Source organism: Bradyrhizobium sp. NBAIM18 (assembly GCF_020193825.1).
In the GTDB taxonomy this organism is placed as follows: Bacteria; Pseudomonadota; Alphaproteobacteria; order Rhizobiales; family Xanthobacteraceae; genus Bradyrhizobium; species Bradyrhizobium yuanmingense.
Map to the genome: position 1 here is coordinate 20870 of NZ_JADYVO010000033.1, position 16294 is coordinate 37163.

Annotated in this window: 18 protein-coding genes; 10 read left to right on the plus strand and 8 right to left on the minus strand. The window is 64.2% G+C overall.

Features of this window, described 5'->3' with window-relative positions; translation table 11 throughout:
* Positions 1 to 13: 13 nt before the first annotated feature.
* The 3 genes from I6F17_RS35530 to I6F17_RS35540 all read right to left on the minus strand — a co-directional run bounded on the left by I6F17_RS35530 (position 14) and on the right by I6F17_RS35540 (position 2829).
* On the minus strand, positions 14 to 493 hold the full coding sequence (locus I6F17_RS35530; protein ID WP_225131763.1) for a DUF2269 domain-containing protein: 480 nt from the start codon (positions 491 to 493) through the stop codon (positions 14 to 16).
* Complete coding sequence (locus I6F17_RS35535; RefSeq protein WP_225131764.1) at positions 493 to 1767, minus strand: SDR family oxidoreductase; 1275 nt, start codon at positions 1765 to 1767, stop codon at positions 493 to 495. The genes I6F17_RS35530 and I6F17_RS35535 overlap by 1 nt, the downstream gene beginning before the upstream one ends.
* 156 nt (positions 1768 to 1923) lie before the next feature.
* Positions 1924 to 2829, minus strand: a complete 906-nt coding sequence (locus tag I6F17_RS35540; RefSeq protein ID WP_225131765.1) for a LysR family transcriptional regulator — start codon at positions 2827 to 2829, stop codon at positions 1924 to 1926.
* A 563-nt stretch (positions 2830 to 3392) separates the two neighbouring features.
* Between I6F17_RS35540 and I6F17_RS35545 the strand changes: the two genes are divergently transcribed.
* Positions 3393 to 4166 carry a helix-turn-helix transcriptional regulator gene (locus tag I6F17_RS35545; protein ID WP_225131766.1) on the plus strand — a complete coding sequence of 258 codons (774 nt, stop codon included), beginning with the start codon at positions 3393 to 3395 and terminating at the stop codon, positions 4164 to 4166.
* A gap of 327 nt (positions 4167 to 4493) precedes the next feature.
* Here I6F17_RS35545 and I6F17_RS35550 read toward each other — a convergent pair whose 3' ends face one another.
* Positions 4494 to 5390, minus strand: a complete 897-nt coding sequence (locus tag I6F17_RS35550) for a tetratricopeptide repeat protein (protein ID WP_050991854.1) — start codon at positions 5388 to 5390, stop codon at positions 4494 to 4496.
* Between the two features lie 33 nt (positions 5391 to 5423).
* Entirely contained in the window at positions 5424 to 5747 is a 324-nt protein-coding gene (locus tag I6F17_RS35555; RefSeq protein ID WP_225131767.1) for a hypothetical protein, read from the minus strand.
* A 290-nt stretch (positions 5748 to 6037) separates the two neighbouring features.
* On the opposite strand from I6F17_RS35555, the gene I6F17_RS35560 reads away from it, so the two are divergent.
* Complete coding sequence (locus I6F17_RS35560; protein ID WP_225131768.1) at positions 6038 to 6421, plus strand: hypothetical protein; 384 nt, start codon at positions 6038 to 6040, stop codon at positions 6419 to 6421.
* Positions 6422 to 6490: 69 nt separating this feature from the next.
* Here the strand turns inward: I6F17_RS35560 and I6F17_RS35565 are convergent, their stop codons facing one another.
* Positions 6491 to 6694: a hypothetical protein gene (locus I6F17_RS35565; protein WP_225131769.1), complete on the minus strand. Its 204-nt coding sequence runs from the start codon at positions 6692 to 6694 to the stop codon at positions 6491 to 6493.
* Between the two features lie 127 nt (positions 6695 to 6821).
* Entirely contained in the window at positions 6822 to 7934 is a 1113-nt protein-coding gene (locus I6F17_RS35570; protein WP_225131770.1) for a helix-turn-helix transcriptional regulator, read from the minus strand.
* Positions 7935 to 8536: 602 nt separating this feature from the next.
* Between I6F17_RS35570 and I6F17_RS35575 the strand changes: the two genes are divergently transcribed.
* The 8 genes from I6F17_RS35575 to I6F17_RS35605 all read left to right on the plus strand — a co-directional run bounded on the left by I6F17_RS35575 (position 8537) and on the right by I6F17_RS35605 (position 15003).
* Positions 8537 to 9703, plus strand: a complete 1167-nt coding sequence (locus I6F17_RS35575) for a cytochrome P450 (protein WP_225131771.1) — start codon at positions 8537 to 8539, stop codon at positions 9701 to 9703.
* Between the two features lie 525 nt (positions 9704 to 10228).
* Entirely contained in the window at positions 10229 to 11179 is a 951-nt protein-coding gene (locus I6F17_RS35580; RefSeq protein ID WP_225131772.1) for a sulfonate ABC transporter substrate-binding protein, read from the plus strand.
* Positions 11180 to 11181: 2 nt separating this feature from the next.
* Entirely contained in the window at positions 11182 to 11304 is a 123-nt protein-coding gene (locus I6F17_RS37850; protein ID WP_276573292.1) for a hypothetical protein, read from the plus strand.
* Positions 11305 to 11314: 10 nt separating this feature from the next.
* A complete protein-coding gene (ssuD, locus tag I6F17_RS35585; protein WP_225131773.1) occupies positions 11315 to 12478 on the plus strand; it encodes an FMNH2-dependent alkanesulfonate monooxygenase in 1164 nt (387 codons plus the stop codon).
* Positions 12475 to 13281: an aliphatic sulfonate ABC transporter permease SsuC gene (gene ssuC / locus I6F17_RS35590; RefSeq protein WP_225131774.1), complete on the plus strand. Its 807-nt coding sequence runs from the start codon at positions 12475 to 12477 to the stop codon at positions 13279 to 13281. Before ssuD ends, ssuC begins: the two co-directional genes overlap by 4 nt.
* Positions 13282 to 13301: 20 nt before the next feature.
* Positions 13302 to 14138, plus strand: a complete 837-nt coding sequence (locus tag I6F17_RS35595; protein WP_225131775.1) for an ATP-binding cassette domain-containing protein — start codon at positions 13302 to 13304, stop codon at positions 14136 to 14138.
* 33 nt (positions 14139 to 14171) lie between these two features.
* Positions 14172 to 14753, plus strand: a complete 582-nt coding sequence (locus tag I6F17_RS35600; RefSeq protein ID WP_225131776.1) for a flavin reductase family protein — start codon at positions 14172 to 14174, stop codon at positions 14751 to 14753.
* Positions 14754 to 14847: 94 nt separating this feature from the next.
* Entirely contained in the window at positions 14848 to 15003 is a 156-nt protein-coding gene (locus tag I6F17_RS35605; protein ID WP_192893091.1) for a hypothetical protein, read from the plus strand.
* A gap of 118 nt (positions 15004 to 15121) precedes the next feature.
* Here I6F17_RS35605 and I6F17_RS35610 read toward each other — a convergent pair whose 3' ends face one another.
* A complete protein-coding gene (locus tag I6F17_RS35610; protein WP_225131777.1) occupies positions 15122 to 16270 on the minus strand; it encodes a M20 family metallopeptidase in 1149 nt (382 codons plus the stop codon).
* Positions 16271 to 16294 lie beyond the last annotated feature (24 nt).

A 16294-nucleotide genomic window follows, 5' to 3' on the forward strand; every position in this document is an offset into this window, starting at 1 on the left:
CCTGAAGGCGAACCTAATCCCAGTATGGAATGGCCGGACGGGCGATCATCAGCCAGAAGATCATCAGCACGGCCGCGAAAGCCGGAAAGCCGAAGGCGAACCACGACCAGAAGAGACGGTGATAGCGGGCGGGCAGCTTGCCGTTGCTCGCGACCGCTGCGACGGCGAGATCGCGCATCTGCATCTGCATCCACACCACCGGCAGCCAGAAGGCGCCGGTCACGAGATACAGTGCAATCGACGCCGCCACCCAGCCGTCGCCGAGGGAATAGCCGCTCGACCAGGCGAGCCATGTCCCGGTGATCGGCTGCAGGATCACGGCACTCGCCGTGAACAGGAAGTCGGCCAGCACCACCGTCCGCGCGACGCCCGCGATCTCGCGCGGGTCGCCGCGCAGATGCGCCACCAGCATGAAGAAGGCGATGCCGGCCCCGGTGCCGAGCAGCACGGCAGCGCCGATGATGTGCGCCATCTTCACGAGGAAGTAGAGCATCAGCGATCCTCGCGGATGGCCATGGCGACCAGGTTGAGCATGATCACCGGCCAGATCTTCAGCATCGGTCCCAGCGGATCGGCCCACAGCCGCGGCACCAGCGCCGTGCCGATCACGGCATAGGTCATCGAGATGATCAGTGCTGCCCAGAGTCCGTAGCGGCTCAGAGGCCGCCAGAGAATGGCGATGCCGATGACGATGTCGGCGAGCGCGCCCGCGGTGACGGTGAGCGCCGCGACGTTCCCTTGCAGCCCGCCTTCAAGCAGCAACGACATGCCGATATTCCAGCCCGCGCTCAGCGAGATGATGCCGGTGGCGATCCAGAACGCGCCGAAGACGCCGAAGATCAGCGGCTTGAGCGCATACAGCCGTGCAAACCAGCGTTCCTGCACCGACGCAGGCTCGCGCGCGAGCGCGGCTTCGAGATCGCGCGGTGGAGTGCCGGTCAATCGACGCCAGGGCTCGGGATCGCCGGTCGCACCGCGGCGCATTTCCGCCTGTGCCGTCGTGTTGATGGGCGTTGGCCATCCCAGCATCTGCGCAACGTCGCCCGCACGATAGGCAATTGAAGCCGCCCAGCGCGGCAGCTGCAGGCGATAGGCCGGGCGCCAGCGCAGCCAGGCGCGAAACAGCGCGACCGCATCGCTGAAGGCGATCCGCCGCGGGCCGGCCAGATCGACCGCGACCCGTGAAGGCGCGCCGGGCTGCAGGAAGAACAGCACGGTCTCAATGACGTCGTCGAGATGCACCGGTTGAATCGCCGCCGTGTCGGGCATGACCGGCAGAACCGGCAGCGCCGCCAGCCCGCGCAGGAGCGCGCTGCCACCATAGGCGGGCCGGCCGACCACGACAGAAGGCCGCAGCACCACCCAATCGAGCTCCCGCGCCATCAAGGCGGCTTCGCCCTCGCGCTTGGTGCGGGAAAAATCGCTGAGCGCATCGACATTGCTGCCAATTGCCGAGAACAGGATGACCCTGCGGACCCCGGCGGTCTCGCAGGCCGCATAGAGTGCCGCGCTGCCGGCGACATGAACGCCTTGCATGTCCTGTCCCTGCAGCGCACCTGCTGCATTGATCACGGCATCGACGCCGGCGAGAAGGCCCTTCCATTTCGATGCATCGGTGGTTCGGGCGACGTCGAGCGTGATGTGGCGAGGATCGTGCGCCGCCGCGGGATGACGCGACACCAAGATGCAGTCATGTCCTTCGGCGGACAGCCTGGCGTGAATCGCCGATCCGATAAGTCCTGTAGCCCCGACGAGAAGGATGCGCATCGACTGATCCTTCGATGAGCGGCCTGGGCAACGCCCCGATCAAGCCTTGAAGATACGGACCAATAAAGCGGGGCTGCAATCGTTCCTCGCGGGGGAACTATGGGTTTGGCTGCAGGCAGAGAACCGGACACCCCGCCCCGCGCAGCTCCCTCGAAGTTACTGGCGGATGATCGAAAGGGTACGGAGCGACGCAGCGGCGTGATCCGCGAATGCCCTCACAGCCGGTGCGGTGCGCCGGGAACCGGGAATCACGACTTGAACCGGTACGGCCGGCGGCTCATAGGCCGGAAGAAGACGCACGAGCTTGCCTGACGAAATCTCGGCTTCGACCTGATAGGATAAAAGTCGAGCGATGCCTTGGCCCGATGTCACGGCGGCAATGACCGTGTCGAGATCTGTCGTCATGAGGCGCGGCATCATGCGAACCGTGTGCAGGCGACCTCGATTCTGAAAACGCAGTTCGGTCGGCCCCGCAAATCCGGAAAAGAACACGACATCGTGCTTCGGTATGTCTCGCGGATGTCGAAGCTCAGGTTGCCTGCGCAAGTAGGAAGGGCTGGCCACCAGGACGCGACGGACCGACCCCACTGATCTGACGACGAGGCGCGAGTCGCGCGGCTGACCTATCCTGACCGCAACATCGATGCCTTCACTGATCAGGTCGAGCGATCTTTCGCCCATGACGAGCTCGATACGGATCGCCGGATGAGCGTCAAGGAAGCTCGATACGATCGGAGCGACATGACGGCGTCCGAAGATGGTGGGAGCGGCTATTCGCAGGATACCGTGCAGCGGAGCCCCCTCCGTCTCGACAAGCCTGCTCATGACGGTCGAGTAGCCGTTGAGCAGCTCGCGGGCACGCTCAGCAAAGTGGCGTCCGGCATCCGTCGGTGCAAGACGGCGGGTTGTTCGCTCCACCAATCGTCTTCCGACCCTTTCCTCGAGGGCCGCAAGCGCGCGAGTGACCGCGGGAGGCGAACGCTTCAATCGCTTTGCTGCGCCTACCAGACTTCCAACCTCAACTATCGCGACGAATGTCGCAAGTTCATCGAGCCTGTCCATCGGATCATTCCCATAAATGGAATTGTGACTTTCACCATTAATTCTAGTGCAATTCAGGAGGCCGTAACAGCCTTCAAATGCGGTCGGCAGCGAAGGCGATCATGATCGCGGCAGCGCGAGCGGCCATAAAGGCTGATAACGCAGACGCGGCGCTCGCGTTTTTCAACGAGCATTAGTGCCCCGCCTTTGTTTCGCAACTCGTTTCGAAAGGTGCCCTCATGCCCGCAGCATTGGAATTTCTGTTGTGGTGTGTCGCGCTCGCAACGTGGCTGATGCTTCTCTGCGGGCTCGTGAGTGAGCGCTTGAAGCGGCTCTCAAAGCTTTTCAGTCATCTGCGCGAGATTGCTTTCAGGCACAGGGTGAAGTGACTCGGTGGGGCCATCGGATCAGCCTCATCTGAGAAAATCGCGACGATGCCGTCTCGAAGGGGGAGGCGCAGCGTGAGAACCGCCAATGGTGTCTGCAACAGCCGAGCGGCCCTGGGCGGCGGTGCTCGTGAGCGCTTCCGGTAAGATTCCGTTGCTGCTATCCTCTCGCAAAAGAGCGTCTTGCGGAGGAATACGGTGCGACCCAACGGGACCCTTGATCCGTCGGCCGGCGATGTCACGCCCGCGGTGCTCGCCATCGGCCGCTCCGATTTTCCCGATGTGCTCATCGACACGTTGCGCCGGCAGGCCGATGTCGGCCATTGCATGGTGTTCGCGTTGAGCCGGGCCGGCGCGGCAAGCTGCCTGCTCGATGCCGGCAACATCCCAATCGGCGGCGATCTCGGCGCCGCCTATGCCGGCCATTTTCACGAAACGGATCCGAACCGCGATGCGCTGTTCGAAGGCGAGGGCGGCGCGCCGATCATGCTGCCTCGCTTTGCGCCGCGCATGTATGGTGCGCGCTACCGCAAGATCTTCTTCCAGGATTCTGGCATCGTCGACAAATGTGCGACCGCGATCTGGACCGGTGACACCTGCTTCTACGTCAACTTCTATCGGATCGCCGCGCAGGGCCGCTTCAGCGCCGTGCAACGCGAGCGGCTCGGGGCGATCGCACCGGCGATCGCAGCCAGCGTCGCGCGCCATTTCCAGGAGAAGCCGCCGTCCGATCTTGCGTCCCTGTTCGCGACGCGCAAGCCGCTCTCCGCGCTCACCCCGCGCGAGCAGGAGGTCTGCCGCCATATCCTCGCAGGCTTCAGCTCGGAGGCGATCTCGCAAGGACTCGGCATCAGCCTGCATTCGACCCTGACCTACCGCAAGCGCGCCTATGAGCGGCTCGGCATCTCCTCGCAGAGCGAATTATTCGGAATTGTGCTGCGCCTGCTGACGGGTCCGCGCGGCCTGAACTAGGGGCTCCAAGTCCGCGATGTCTGTGTCCATCCAACTTTAGCATTTGGTTGGATGTGTAGTTGAAGCATTTGGCCTATCATCCGATGCGGTTGCGGCACGTAGGGCCGATCCGAGGATGAGAACATGCCAGACTGGCTTCTTGCACCTATCTGCCTGGTCGCCTTGCTGGGAGTCATTGGCTACGCCTTTTACCAGGGCATGAGGGTCCCGCCGGATCGAAACAATACGAACTTTGGACCCGGCCAGAATGATGGTTGGTCCGGCGGCTCTGACGGCCATTCCGGAAGTTAGCAACGTCGGCGCGGCCGAACGTCCGACGAACCCGAGCTAACCCGACGATCGCTTCTCGACAGCCGCCGCGATCTTCTCCAGGGCGGCGTTTGTGTGCCGCAAGTCGACCAGCTGCTGTTCGCACATCTCGATGATCGTTCGTCCAGATCGCCATCCGAACGCCCGTGCGCCCCCTCGGCAACAAAGCCAGACCAGCGCTGCCAGAAAGACGATGGTGGCGAGCCAGGATAGTGCCTGCCCCTGATCGACGTCCGCGAAGGCGCGGCGGAAGTTACCCTTGAGCAGGTACGCAATGGCGCGGCCGCTGCGGGCAGAGTATTCGCGAGCATATTCGGGATCAAGTGCGATCACCCGGTTGTAGTCGGCAATGGCACGGTCATAATCGCCTTTGGCAAAGTAGGCGCTGCCTCGGGCCATGATGGCGAAACCATCGTTCGCATTCAGCTGGATGCTGGCGGTGAAGTCTGCGATGGCGCGATCGTTGTCCCCTTTCCCGTGATAGGCATGGCCGCGCTCGCCGTATCCGACCCGCTTTCCATAGTCCGATAGACCGGCTTCGAAGGCCTGATTGACGTCGGCTATCGCCCGGTCGTAGTCGCGCCGTTGATTGTAGATGTGCGACCGGTTCAGCAGTGAACCGCCAGACTTCGGGTTGGCTCGGATCGCAGCGGTGAAGTCCGCCAAGGCGCGGTCGTCGCGATCGGAGAAGCTTGTCCATGACCAGGAATAGCCGCGCGCATGATACAAATTGGCCAGGTCCTGGTCGTTGTAGTCTCCGCTTTGGATCGCGCGTGTGCAGGCGGCGATGGTCTCGGCAGAGGCCGCCTTCGATCCTTCCAGACAAGCCTGTCGATCGTCGGCAGTCGCTGGCCGGCTGACGACGGCGACTGCGAGGGCAACCAGCCAGATCCGCGCGGAAAATCCTGAGCGCATACTGCTGCTCACTGCACTGTACCGGCGTTTGAGCTAACCCGGAGACGGCTTTTCCAGAGCCGTCGCGATCCTCTCCAGCAATGCATTGGTTCGCCTGTTTTCGGCGACCTGCTGCTCGTAGAGATCGACCCAACTCGTTCTGGATGATGAACGCCGGCTAAAACGCGCGTACCACAGCCAGAAGCCCATCAGCGCCAGGAATGGCAACCAGGACACGATCAGGCTGAACGCCCAGGATGAACCATCGCTTCCGCCTCGTGCGTTGACGAACGTAAACAAGACAACGAGAGCTCCGACGAGACTGACCCACAAGGCAATCAAAAGAAGTCGAGATCGAAGCTTGGTCATTTCAGTCACGGCAGTTCCCTTTGGTCGGCTAGCGAGGCCGATACTATCATGGGTTGATTTCTCTTTCATGCTCTCGCGCACGCGATCGTTGCAACGTGGTTAGCCGTTTCTTTGCTGGACGTCTTGGCCATCATGACGTCCACCGTCACGAGGGCACACCGTGAAATTCGTTGCAATTGTCCGGATTGAGCCGGAAGCCGTCGTTGACTTTCGCTCAGGACGTTCGCGCGGGGTCTCTCAGCGGAAATTAACGTTGCGTCGCCAACATGCTAGACATGCATTCCAAACGGCGTCGTCAAGTGCCCTATCTGGTTCACACCAACAGAGAGCTCGGCCTGATGCTCCGGGGCACCAAGCCGCTCGCATATTTCATGGATATCGTCGGCGAGGAGCCGGACGTTTGTATTCGGTATTGGCGCATGTTCGACCGGCATGTCGCTGAAGGCCGCCTGACGAAGCGCGAGCTCATCGAGCCATGTCCTGGGGCGCCGCAGCTCGAATATCGGATGCTGTTCTACACATTGCCCGGTCACGAGTGGCGGATCGACGCCATGCTTGCGCTGCTGAACGAGCCCGGAGCGTGGTCCGATGATCGCGAACGGCGCTTCGGCGAATTGCTCGGTTACGAGACCTGGCAGATCGACCATTGGCTGACGCATGGTCGCTCGCCGACCGACGCTTAGCTTGCTGTCCCCATCAATGCCCGCAGTTGCCGCACACTGGCAACCCTGCAGCGCTCGAGGAGCGGCTTGCTATGCGGAAAGTCGGGAACGATAGGGCGCGGTGAGCAGCAGCATGAACAGCGCTCTCTCGGCCTGGTACTTTGCTGCGGGTCGACTGGCTTCCCGGCCCTGCATCACCACCGCCCCTTGAACGGTGCAGACGCTCCAGTTCCATGTCCTGCGCCTGCGCTGCGCCAGGGTCACTTCGAAAATCGGAAATTCCGGTCCCGCCATCGCCGCCGCTTCTCGCCAGACGTCCAATTTGGGCGGAGTTGAACCCGGAGCGCCGGCCCGTGTCTTCACCCATTTGGGTGAAGCGAAGCTTGCCCCTGCCGGGGCAGGCCACCGGACAAGTCCAGCGTCAATCTCTCAGCGGCAATTTGGGGATCGCACCGAAGAGGGCGGCTGCGCTCTTCTGGTTCCGCGTTCCCGTCTTGGCGAGGACGGCCTTGACCTGCGTGCGGATGGTTTCGCGGCTGAGGCCGTGATGAGCGGCGATGTCGCCGATCGTCTGTCCTTGCGCAATTCCGCGCGCAACGCGCGCCTCGCTGGGGGTGAGGTCGAACAGGCCGCGAATAAGGGCGAGGCTCGGGGCCTGGGAGGCGGTGACCGGCGTCGCGATGAGGAGGCCAACCGCCCCATCGAAGAGATCGCGGGCCTCGCCCGGCATCGAAACCAGATGAAGCACCACCCGATCGAGATCGCCGGCGCGACGCGCGGCGAAGGAGCACACGGCCTTTTCCGGCGCATCGAGTTGGGCGAGGCCGGCGCGCAGCAGGGTGTCGGCGGCGCGGTCCTTGATCGCAATCCGGTCCTTCGGCAACCATTGCAGAAGGTCGGTCATGGCTTCGATCAAGGCGTTGGCGGCCAGAACCCGCCCGGAGCGCGTGATCGCGAGGGCCGGCAAGCCGACCAGCGACAGCGCCTCGGTTGCCGCCCGCATCCGGGTGAGGCGCCAGCGTGTCGACAGCAAAGCCGCCCGCGCGAGATGGGGGCGAAAGCGGTCGAGAAAATCGAGGTCCTGCCGCGAAAAGGCAGGGCGGCCGGCCAGTCTTTCCATGTGGAAGACGATGATCTCACCGGACGGGCTGCGGACCGCCGTCGCACAAGCGTGCTCGAAGCCCCACTTCTTATTCCATTCCACCCGATAGGGATCGCGCTCCCATTCCTCCAGCGAAAATGCCTCGTGCTCGCCGACGAAGCCGGGGTGATCGAGCGCCAGGAGTCGCGGGGTCGTCTCCGTCCGGCTGGAGAGGTCGCCACGCAGGAACGCCGAGAAAGCCTCGCGGATCGACGGCGACGTCACGACACCATTCCAGACACCGGACCATTGATCGGAGTCCGAGGTGATCATGACCATGCCATGCGCGCCCGCGGCATGAGCGATGTTCTCCAGGACGTCCGGCCAGAGCTCCGGAACGGTCGCTGCCTCGTGGATGCGGTCCACGATCTGCTCGAAATCGATGCCCGTCATTGCTGCGCTGGACCCATCAGATTCGACCGATCTTTCAGACGCGCGGCGTGCTTCTGCAGCAGCCTTCGTGCTTCGCCCGCCCAAGGCCCTTGATACCAATCCGCTTCGGCGGAACCAATTGCTACTATTTCCCAAGCTGGCCCGGATGGACGCCTAGCAGAAATCATGTCCATATATCAACTATTTGAGAGGTCTGAGGTTGTCCTGGTACGGGTGATCGCCGGTCGCCGGCCGGCCGTTCCGCGGGTAGAGGAGGCAAGCATGACTCTCATATGGCTTGGAGTGCTCCTTGTTTTCGGTGGCCTATTCCAAATGGCGTTTCAGCCCATTTGGCGGGGTCGATTCAGCGGTGGGAAGTGGCTTCGCTCCGGGCGTGACACGCTGGAGCCTGAAAGGCCCGGTAGCGGCTTTGGCGTCAAATCGAACTGGCCTGGACTTGTGATGGTCGCGCTTGGCGGCGCTTTCTTGCTGGCCGGAGCTGCCATCTGAGTTGAAAGCAGACAAAGGCAGCTTTTGGCCCGCATGTCCCAATCCACGGGGACAGACGGCGGCAACTGAAAGGCGCTAGCCTCGGCATCGAGGAGACGACAAGGGAGCGAAGCTTGAGCACCGCGCCGCGCATCGAGATCGACCCGGCTGCCTTCTGGGCCGACCCCTATCCGATGCTCGCCAAGATGCGGAAGGAGGCGCCGATCGCCTTCGTGCCGCAGCTCGGCTCGACGCTGCTGACGAGCCGCGACGACATCTCGATCTCGGAGAAGCAGATCGACGTGTTCTCCTCGCACCAGCCCGCCGGCCTGATGAACCGGCTGATGGGCCACAACATGATGCGCAAGGACGGCGAGGCGCATCTCGTCGAGCGCCGCGCCATGTTTCCGACGGTCTCGCCGAAGACGGTGAAGAGCTACTGGACCGCCCAGTTCCAGGCCCATGCAGATCGCATCATCGCCTCGCTCGAGCCGGGCCGGATCGATCTCATGCGCGACTTCGCGCTGCCGTTCTCCGGCGAATGCCTGAAGTCGATCACCGGCCTTACCAATATCGGCTTTCAGGACATGGACGCGTGGTCGCAAGGCATGATCGAAGGGATCGCCAATTATGCCGGCGATCCTGAGGTCGAGGCGCGCTGTCATGCGGCAACCGTGGGCATCGACGCCGCGATCGACGACATCCTGCCGGTGATGCGCAAGCATCCCGACCAGAGCATTTTGGGCGTGCTGCTCGCCTCGGACATGCCGATGGAGAGCGTGCGCGCCAACGTCAAGCTCGCCATTTCCGGCGGCCAGAACGAGCCGCGCAAGGCGATCGCCGGCACGGTCTGGGCGCTGCTGACCCATCCCGGCCAGCTCGATCTGGTCCTGCGCGGCGAGGTGTCGTGGCTGCAGGCCTTCGAGGAATATGCCCGCTGGATCTCGCCGATCGGCATGTCGCCGCGCCGCATCGCAAAACCCTGGACCATTCGCGATGTGGCGTTCGAGCTCGACGAGCGCGTGTTCCTGATGTTCGGCTCCGCCAACCGCGACGAAAAGCATTTCGATCGCGCCGATCAGTTCGACGTGCGGCGCGACACCTCCAAGAGCGTCGCCTTCGGCGCCGGCCCGCATTTCTGCGCCGGCGCCTTCGCCTCGCGCGCCATGATCGCCGACGTCGCGCTGCCGACCTTGTTCGCGCGCGCCTCGCGCATCGAGCTCGCCGGGGACGAAGAGGTGCGGATCGGCGGCTGGGCCTTTCGCGGGCTGCAGAATCTGCCGGTGAGGTGGGAGCAATAGGCCGGTGGTGCTTGTGGCACGTCGCCCGTCACACGTTCGGTGTCATCGCCCGGCTTGACCGGGCGATCCAGTACTCCGAGACAGTTGTGGTTGAATCGCCGGGCCGCGGCGTACTGGATTCCCCGCCTTCGCGGGGAATGACGGCGAGAGGGTGGAGGGAGCTCCGCGCCTCAGCACCCACTACGCAATCATGCCATTCTGCCTCTGTTTTGCCCGACGAGTCAAACGCACTTCGGATAATACGTAAGTCATTGTTTTCGCACGCCCGGCTACTGTGCATGGGGTTGTTTTGCGACTTTTTACGTTCCGCCGGTCCGGGCCCGACCCAATCCGTGCAGCTCTCACATTCGCGTGCAGAAAAATTCCATCCTCATTCGCTTCGCCGCTTGAAAGATTAATCACGCGCGCGGCATGCAGCGCAGTGCTCGCATCGCTATTTTCCCGGACATCTCGACACTTCCGATGACGCGCACCATCATTCCGCAAACGTGAATGATGACAGCCGCACGCGGCCGGGAGTGTGGAATGCAGCGTCGGGACTTTCTGAAACTTTCGGTTGGAACTGCGGCCGCTGCTGCGTTCGCATCGCCTGCGATCGCGCAAGGCGCGGTGAAGGAAATTCGCATCGGCTACCAGAAGTCCGGCGTGCTGGTCATCGCGCGCCAGCAGGCTGCCCTGGAAAAACATTTCGCAGCCTCAGGCATCGAGGTGAAATGGATCGAGTTCTCCTCGGGCCCGCCGATGATGGAGGCGATGAACGTCGGCAGCGTCGATTTCGGCGCGGTCGGCGATTCCCCGCCTGTGTTTGCCCAGGCCGCGGGCGCGGCGATCGTCTACGCCGCCGGTCAGCCCATCACCAACGGCCAGGGCATCCTGGTGCCCAGGGAGTCGCCGATCCGCGACATCGCCGATCTCAAGGGCAAGCGCATCGGCTTCACCAAGGGCTCCAGCGCCCACAACGTCGTGGTGCAGACGCTGGAGAAGGCCGGCCTCACCTATGCCGATATCGCGCCGGTCTACCTGACGCCGCCGGACGCCGGCCCCGCCTTCGCCAATGGGAGCATCGAAGCCTGGGCGGTCTGGGATCCCTATTTTGCGATCGGCGAGTCCAAGCAGAACGGCCGCATCCTGATCAATGCGCGCGAGGTCACCAAGACCAATTCCTTCTACATCGCCAACCGCGAATTCGCGAAGAACAATGGGGCGATCCTGCAGCAGATCGTCGACGTGACGACCGCGGCCGGCCAATGGGCCGAGCAGCACCGCGACGAGGTCGCCAGATCGCTCGCCGCGATCACCGGCGTCCCGCTTGATATCCAGACCGTCGCCGCCAATCGCGCGAACTTCGTGGTCGGCCCCGTCACCGACGAGATCGCCGCGACCCAGCAGGGCGTCGCCGACCGCTTCTACAAGCTCGGCCTGATCCCGAAGCCGATCGTCATTCGCGACATCGTCTGGCGCAACCCGGCAGCCTGACCGTGCCGACAACTCTTCCCGTTCAAAAAGGTCTGAACATGAAGCGCATCGTTCAACGCATGATCGCAGCCATCGTGCTGTCGATCGGCATCGTCGCGGCCGCCGTCGGCACGACTTACGGCTAGGGGCACATCGATGAGCCAATCCAACGCCAACATCCTCTGGTTCCTGCCGACCCACGGCGACGGCCGCTATCTCGGCACCGGCATCGGCGGCCGCGAGGTCAACTTCAACTATCTGCGCCAGATCGCGCAGGCGGCCGATCAGCTCGGCTACTTTGGCGTGCTGCTGCCGACCGGACGGTCCTGCGAGGATTCCTGGATCGTCGCCTCCTCAGTCGCGCCGTTCACGGAGCGGCTGCGCTATCTCGTCGCCGTTCGTCCCGGCCTGCAATCGCCGAGCGTGGCCGCGCGCATGACCGCGACGCTCGATCGCATCTCGAACGGCCGGCTCCTCGTCAACGTCGTCACCGGCGGCGATCCCGTCGAGAACAAGGGCGACGGCATCTTCCTCAGCCATGACGAGCGCTACGAGGTCACCCGCGAGTTCCTCAACGTCTACAGCGACCTGCTCGCCGGCAAGACGGTGAACGTCGAGGGCAAGCACATCCGCATCGAGGGCGGCAAGCTGCTGTTTCCCCCCGTCCAGTCGCCGCGCCCGCCGCTCTATTTCGGCGGCTCCTCCGATGCCGGCATCGACGTCGCCGTCGACACCGTCGACAAATATCTCACCTGGGGCGAGCCGCCGGCGCTCGTCGCCGAGAAGATCGCGAAGGTGAGGGACGTTGCCGCGGCCCGTGGCCGAAAACTCTCCTTCGGCATCCGTCTTCACGTCATCGTCCGCGAGACCAATGAAGAAGCCTGGCACGCCGCGAACAAGCTGATCAAGCATGTCAGCGACGACACCATCGCGCTGGCGCAGAAGAACTTTGCCCGTATGGATTCCGTCGGCCAGCAGCGCATGGCGCAGCTCCACGGCGGCAAGCGTGACAAGCTCGAGATCGCGCCGAACCTGTGGGCCGGTGTCGGCCTCGTCCGCGGCGGCGCCGGCACGGCGCTGGTCGGCGACGCCCAGACGGTGGCGGCACGTATCAAGGAGTATCAGGATCTCGGCATCGATACCTTCATCATGTCGGGCTATCCGCATCTGGAGGAAGCCTATCGCTTCGCCGAGCTGGTGTTCCCGCTGCTAGCGTTGGAACAGCCTTCCAACGTGACCAAGCTGCATTTCAACGGCGGTCCGTTCGGCGAGACGGTCGGCAGCGATTTCCGTCCGCAACATCGGGTGTCGCAATCATGAGCATGATCGACAGCATTTCGCTTCCGCGCAGCATCCGCCTGCCGCGCATCGACGGCCTGATCCAGTGGATCGTGCCGCTCGCCATCATCGCGGTCTGGCAAGTCGCGAGCGTCACCGGCTTCGTGCCGACGCGGGTACTGCCGGCGCCGAGCGACGTCGTGCTCGCCGGCTGGAAGCTGCTGATGTCCGGCGAGCTCATCCGCAACATCTGGGTGTCGTTCTGGCGCGCCTCGATCGGCTTTTTGATCGGCGGCAGCATCGGCTTCGCCTTCGGCCTCGCCAACGGCCTGTCGCAGCTCTCGGCCAGGCTCACCGACACCACGCTGCAGATGGTGCGCAACGTGCCGCATCTGGCGCTGATCCCGCTGGTCATCCTCTGGTTCGGCATCGACGAGAGCGCAAAGCTGTTCCTGGTGGCGCTCGGGGTGTTCTTCCCGATCTATCTCAACACGCTGCACGGCATCCGCACCGTCGATCCGCAGCTGATCGAGATGGGCCGCATCTACGGCATGACCGATGGCGAGTTGTTCCGCCGCGTCATCTTCCCGGGCGCGCTGCCTTCGATCTTCGTCGGCATCCGCTTTGCGCTCGGCATCATGTGGCTGACGCTGATCGTCGCCGAGACGATCGCGGCCTCTTCCGGCCTCGGCTACATGGCGATGCAGGCGCGTGAGTTCATGCTGATCGACGTCGTCGTGCTCTCGATCCTGATCTATGCCCTGCTCGGCAAAGTCGCCGACAGCGCCTCCCGCGTGCTGGAGCGTCTCACGCTCTCCTGGCACCCCGCCTTCCAGAAACGTTGAGCAAGGATACTGGGAATCACATGCAGACAGCGCTTCGTACCTCCCTTCCTGAGACCGAGCTCGCCGGCCGCGCCAATTTCGCCCCTCACGCCCGCGTGGTGCGGGAGGAGCGGCCGGTTCAGGCCAGCGGCCTGCCGCTCAGCATCCGGGGCCTGCGAAAATCCTTCGGTGACAACGAGGTGCTGCGCGGCATCGACCTGCACATTCCCGCCGGCCAGTTCGTTGCGGTCGTCGGCAAGAGCGGATGCGGCAAGAGCACCCTGCTGCGTCTGATTGCGGGCCTCGACAAGATCGATGCCGGCAGCATCAGCTTCGGTCAGGACATCCAGCCCGAGGACATCCGCGTGATGTTCCAGGAGCCCCGTCTGCTGCCCTGGGCCCGCGTGCTCGCCAATGTCGAGGTTGGCCTCGGCCGCGATCGCGCGTCCAGCGATGCGCATGCCCGCGCCGAGAAGGCGTTGATCGAGGTCGGCCTCGCCGACAAGCGCGACCAATGGCCCTCGGTGCTCTCAGGGGGCCAGAAGCAGCGGGTCGCGCTCGGCCGTGCGCTGGTCTCGCGCCCGCGCGTGCTCGCATTCGACGAGCCGCTCGGCGCGCTGGATGCGCTGACCCGCATCTCGATGCAGCGCCTGCTGGAGCGAGTCTGGCGCGACCAGGGCTTTACCGCGATCCTGGTGACCCACGACGTCTCCGAAGCCGTGGCGCTGGCAGATCGCGTGCTGCTGATCGATGAGGGCCGCATCGCCCATGACGTCACGGTTAACGCCGCCCGGCCGCGCCAGCGCGGCTCGGCCGAGCTGGCCGGCCTCGAAGGCTCCATCCTGAGCCACCTGTTGTCGGCGGACGATCGTACCTAGATACAGGGAACCCCGCTTGTGGGGAGCAACGCCATGAATGTAGTGCCCCGCGATCTCATGACCGAAATCCCCGTCTCGTCCGCCGATTTCCGCGGCGCCATGCGCCATCTCACCGGCGGCGTCAGCGTCATCACCGCCGGGCGGGGCAAGGACATCACGGGCATGACCGTGACTTCGGTGACCTCGCTGTCGGTCGAGCCGCCGACGCTGCTGGTCAGCATCAACCGCGACGCCTCGTCGTTTCCGCTGATCCGCCGCATTGGCGCTTTCGGCGTGAATATCCTCAATGCCGACCAGCTCGGGGTCGCCGAACGCTTTGCCGGCAAGGGCGGGCTGAAGGGTGCGGATCGGTTTGCCGGCAGCCAATGGGTGACGGCGGTTTCGGGTGTTCCGCTGCTGGTCGGCGCGCTCTCGGCCTTCGATTGCGAAGTCGAGGAGATCGTCGAGCGCCACTCGCACGGCATCGTCATCGGCCGTGTCAGGGACATCAGGAGCTCGACCCGCACCGCCGCACTGGCCTATTGGCACGGGCAGTACGTGGCGGTCGACCAGGACGAAGACGCCGCCCGGCTCGCCGATGTCAGTCTTCCCGCGCGCGGCCGGCGCGGCATTTGATCGCCGACGGCAGCCTCGCGCAAGGCTGGCCTTTTCCGCCTCATCGCTCTAGAAGCGCTCCTCGGCTGTCCCGCCTGACGCATGGAGCGGAACGATGAAGCGCGTGGCTACCTTGATCTTCTACGCCGTCGGTGCGCTCGCGATCGCCTATCTCGCGCTCTACGCCTATGCGATGTTCTCTGGCTCTCCGATCGTGCCGGGCGATCCCATCCACATCTTCCGCAAGCCGGACGCGCCGAGTTATTCGTAGAACTTGGTCGGTCTCGTAGGGTGGGCAAAAGGCGCCCTTGCGCCGTGCCCACCATCTCTCCAAGGCAGCAACCGGAACGGTGGGCACGCTTCGCTTTGCCCACCCTACGCACCTCCGTTCACCCCCGCAGAATCGCCAGCGCCAGCGCCTGCGCGCGCGGCACGATGCTGTCGATCTCCAGATATTCCTCCGGCGTGTGGGCGAGGCCGCCGACCGGGCCGAGGCCGCAGATGGTCGGTGTGCCCACGGCGGCCGTGAAGCCGGAATCGGCGCAGCCGCCGGAGAACTCGCCCTGCAGCGTGGTGAGGCCCACCTGCCTTGCGGCCGCCTGATAGCCTTCGAACAGCGCCTTCGAGTCCGCGCTCTGCACCACCGGCACGAACTCGCCCTTGATCGACAGCGTCGCGCTGGTGCCCGGCACGTAGGAGGTCGCGACGATCTTTTCGATCGCACCCATGATCCACGCGCGATCGGCCGGATCGACATAGCGCAGGTCGATCTGCCCTTCCGCGTAAGGCGCCGTCGTGTTGACGGACTGCCCGCCCGAGACGAGGCCCACATTGAGCGTGATGCCCTTGTCGAGGTCGGTGAGCGCGTGGATCTGGACGATCTTGTGCGCGAGCTCGCCGATGGCGCTGACGCCGGCGGCGAAGTTGGCGCCGGAATGCGCGGCCTTGCCGGTGATGGCCATGTGCATGAAAATGCCGCCCTTGCGCCCGGTGACGACGTTTCCCGTGGGCCGGCCCGGCTCGGAATTGAACACCGCGCGGGCTGCGCGTCCCTCGCGCTCGATCACCGGGCGCGAGGAGGGTGAGCCGATCTCCTCGTCGGAGGTGATCAGCACCTTGATCGGATGCGGTGCGCCGCCGAACTTGTGGAAGGCGGTGGCCACGAACACGTTCATGACGAGGCCGGACTTCATGTCGGCGACACCGGGTCCATAGGCGCGGCCATCCCGGATCGTGAACGGCCGCCGCCCGGCCTCGCCCTTGCCGAACACGGTGTCGCGATGCCCCATCAACAGCACCGGCTTCTCGTTGCTGCCGGGCTTTGCCACCTCGGCATGGATCGCGTCGCCGAACGTGCCGTGGCTTTCGCGCCGGAACGGAATGCCGTGCTCGGCAAAATGCCGCTCGAACCGCGCACCGACGGCATCGACGCCTTCCTTGTCGTAGGAGCCGGAATCGATGTTCACGACGTCGCGGAGCAGGTCGATCATCGCCTGCTTCTGCGACGCCAGCCAATCCGTGATTTGAGCTTCAGACATGTGGTCCCTCGCGTGGTTTTCGGG

Excerpts from the sequence above, each read along its gene's own strand:
- I6F17_RS35530 (WP_225131763.1), bottom strand. The coding sequence starts at position 493 with ATGCTCTACTTCCTCGTGAAGATGGCGCACATCATCGGCGCTGCCGTG.
- I6F17_RS35535 (WP_225131764.1), bottom strand. The coding sequence starts at position 1,767 with ATGCGCATCCTTCTCGTCGGGGCTACAGGACTTATCGGATCGGCGATT.
- I6F17_RS35540 (WP_225131765.1), bottom strand. The coding sequence starts at position 2,829 with ATGGACAGGCTCGATGAACTTGCGACATTCGTCGCGATAGTTGAGGTT.
- I6F17_RS35550 (WP_050991854.1), bottom strand. The coding sequence starts at position 5,390 with ATGCGCTCAGGATTTTCCGCGCGGATCTGGCTGGTTGCCCTCGCAGTC.
- I6F17_RS35565 (WP_225131769.1), bottom strand. The coding sequence starts at position 6,694 with ATGGCGGGACCGGAATTTCCGATTTTCGAAGTGACCCTGGCGCAGCGC.
- I6F17_RS35570 (WP_225131770.1), bottom strand. The coding sequence starts at position 7,934 with ATGACGGGCATCGATTTCGAGCAGATCGTGGACCGCATCCACGAGGCA.
- I6F17_RS35580 (WP_225131772.1), top strand. The coding sequence starts at position 10,229 with ATGCAGCGTCGGGACTTTCTGAAACTTTCGGTTGGAACTGCGGCCGCT.
- ssuD (WP_225131773.1), top strand. The coding sequence starts at position 11,315 with ATGAGCCAATCCAACGCCAACATCCTCTGGTTCCTGCCGACCCACGGC.
- ssuC (WP_225131774.1), top strand. The coding sequence starts at position 12,475 with ATGAGCATGATCGACAGCATTTCGCTTCCGCGCAGCATCCGCCTGCCG.
- I6F17_RS35595 (WP_225131775.1), top strand. The coding sequence starts at position 13,302 with ATGCAGACAGCGCTTCGTACCTCCCTTCCTGAGACCGAGCTCGCCGGC.
- I6F17_RS35600 (WP_225131776.1), top strand. The coding sequence starts at position 14,172 with ATGAATGTAGTGCCCCGCGATCTCATGACCGAAATCCCCGTCTCGTCC.
- I6F17_RS35605 (WP_192893091.1), top strand. The coding sequence starts at position 14,848 with ATGAAGCGCGTGGCTACCTTGATCTTCTACGCCGTCGGTGCGCTCGCG.
- I6F17_RS35610 (WP_225131777.1), bottom strand. The coding sequence starts at position 16,270 with ATGTCTGAAGCTCAAATCACGGATTGGCTGGCGTCGCAGAAGCAGGCG.